The 2,857-nt window shown below is 65.0% G+C and carries 1 protein-coding gene; it reads right to left on the bottom strand.

Going from position 1 to position 2,857, the window contains the following annotated elements:
- A partial coding sequence (locus RM463_RS17360; protein ID WP_311430766.1) for an Ig-like domain-containing protein occupies window positions 1–2,857 on the bottom strand: 2,857 nt, incomplete at both ends.

The following is a 2,857-nucleotide window of genomic DNA, read 5'->3' on the forward strand; positions in this document are numbered from 1 at the left end:
CCGTCAGGCCGACGCTGGCCTCAACGCCATCGGAAAGCTCATCGGCGTTGACGGTGTCGTCGTCTGCGGCCTCGGCAATCGCCAGGGTCGGGGCGTCTGTGCCGTCGTCACCACCTGGGCTGGTGGTATCGACGCTCAGCTCAAAGGCCGTACTCGGATCGGAAGTATTACCGGCAGCATCAGTGGCAGTTGCGGTAAAGCTGTAATCACCGTCGGCCAACGGCACCGTCGGGGTGAAAGTCCAGTCGCCACTGCTGTCGGCTTCGACACTACCCAGCACGGTGTCACCACCGAGGATGGTCACCATGCTGTCCGCCTCGGCGGTGCCGGACAGCGTCGGGGTGGTGTCGTCGGTGCTATCGCCGCTGGCAAGCGGATCGGTCACCTCGCCCACGTCGTCCGAGGCGGTCGTGATACTCGGCACCTCAGGCGCGGCAGTGTCCACGCGGAATTCGACTTCAGGAGACACCGCGGAGCTATTGCCCGCGGCATCAGAAATCGCCGCCGTAACGCTGTAGCTGCCGTCTGTCAGTGCATCGCTCGGGATCACCACCGGGGCGCTGTCGTTGGCGATATCGTCCGCCGTCACGGTGTAGGGGGCCTCAGTGGTCACGTTATCGGCATCGGTGATACGCAGCGTAATGGTGTCACCGACCTCGGTGCCGGGGGTCAGGCCAACCTCGGCCTGTACGCCATCGGCCAGTTCGTCGACATTCACGAAGCCATCCGCGGCCTCGGCAATCGCCAGGGTCGGGGCGTCCATTCCATCAGTACCACCGGGGCTGGTGGTGTCGACGATCAGTTCAAAGGCGTCGCTCGGCTCCGAGGTATTGTCAGCGTCATCGGTGGCGGTAGCGGTGAGGCTGTGGCTACCCTCGCCGAGGTCTGAGACCGGGGTGTAGCTCCAATGGCCGCTGTCATCCGCCACAGCGGTACCCAGTACGGTGTCACCATCGAGGATGGTCACCGTGCTGCCCGCCTCGGCGGTGCCAGACAGCGCCGGGGTGGTGTCGTCGGTGCTGTCACCGTTGGCAAGCGCCCCGGTCACATCACCTTCATCGTCCACGACCTCTGCAATGGTCGGTGCAACCGGCGGCTGGGTGTCATTCAGTGAGGTGTCCACCGTGGTCGTTGCCTGTGGGCTGGTATTGCCTGCCGGATCCGTCGCGGTCACCGTGATCACGGTGTCGTCTGCCAACGGAGAATCCGGTGCCACCGACCAGTCACCGGTCGTCTCGTCCGCGGTGGTCGTCAGATCCGAGGTGCCGTCACCATCGACGTCGAGCTCAATCGTGCTCCCGGGCTCGGCGGTCCCGCTGATCACGGAGCCGTCAGTAGGGTTGATGTCAGGCGCATCTGGCGCGCTGATATCCACGTTCAACTCGAAGGCGGCGCTCGGCTCCGAGGTGTTGCCGGCGGGATCGGTCGCGGTGACCGTCAGGCTATGGCTGCCTTCGCCCAGTGGGTCCGTCGGCGTAAAGCTCCAGTTGCCACTGCCGTCGGCTTCGACACTGTCCAGTACGGTGCCACCGTCGAGGATGGTCACCGTGCTGCCCGCCTCGGCGGTGCCGGACAGCGTCGGGGTGGTGTCGTCGGTGCTGTCACCGCTGGTCAGCGCACCGGAGATGTCACCCGCATCGTCCTGAACCTGGCCAATGGTCGGCGCCTCAGGCGCGGCGGCGTCCACGCCGAAGTCGACACTGGGAGACGCCGCAGAGCCATTGTCTGCGGCGTCGGTGATCACCGCCTCGACGCTGTAGCTGCCATCTTCCAGCGCATCGCTCGGAATCACCACCGTCGCGCTACCGTCTGTGACATCGTCCGCCGTTACGGTGTAGGGGACCTCGGTGGTCACGTCATTGGCATCGGTGATACGCAGCGTAATGGTGTCACCGGCCTGGGTGCCGTCCGTCAGGCCGACGCTGGCCTCAACGCCATCGGAAAGCTCATCGGCGTTGACGGTGTCGTCGTCTGCGGCCTCGGCAATCGCCAGGGTCGGGGCGTCTGTGCCGTCGTCACCACCTGGGCTGGTGGTATCGACGCTCAGCTCAAAGGCCGTACTCGGATCGGAAGTATTACCGGCAGCATCAGTGGCAGTAGCGGTAAAGCGGTAGTCACCTTCGGCCAACGGGCCCGTCGGGGTGAAAGTCCAGTCGCCGCTGCCGTCCACCTCGACACTACCCAGCACGGTGTCACCATCGAGAATGGTCACCGTGCTGTCCGCCTCGGCGGTGCCGGACAGCGTCGGGGTGGTGTCGTCGGTGCTATCGCCGCTGGCAAGCGGATCGGTCACATCGCCCACGTCGTCCGAGGCGGTCGTGATGCTCGGTGCCTCAGGCGCGGCAGTGTCCACGCGGAATTCGACTTCAGGAGACACCGCAGAGCTATTGCCCGCGGCATCAGAAATCGCCGCCGTAACGCTGTAGCTGCCGTCTGTCAGTGCATCGCTCGGGATCACCACCGGGGCGCTGTCGTTGGCGACGTCGTCCGCTGTGACCATATAGGAAACCTCGGAGGTCACGTTATCGGCATCGGTGATACGCAGCGTAATGGTGTCTCCGGCTTGAGTGCCGTCCGTCAGCTCGACGCGGGTCTCTACTCCATCGGCCAGCTCACTGGCATTGATGGCGCCATCTGCGGCCTCGGCAATCGTCAGAGTCGGGGCGTCCGTTCCATCAGCTCCACCGGGGCTGGTGGTGTCGACGATCAGCTCAAAGGCGTCGCTCGGCCCCGAGGTATTGCCAGCGGCATCGGTGGCAGTAGCGGTAAAGCTGTGGCTTCCTTCGCCGAGGTCTGAGACCGGGGTGTAGCTCCAATGGCCGCTGTCATCCGCAACGGCGGTGCCCAGCACGCTGTC

This window comes from Halomonas sp. LES1 (assembly GCF_031846005.1).
In the GTDB taxonomy this organism is placed as follows: domain Bacteria; phylum Pseudomonadota; class Gammaproteobacteria; order Pseudomonadales; family Halomonadaceae; genus Halomonas.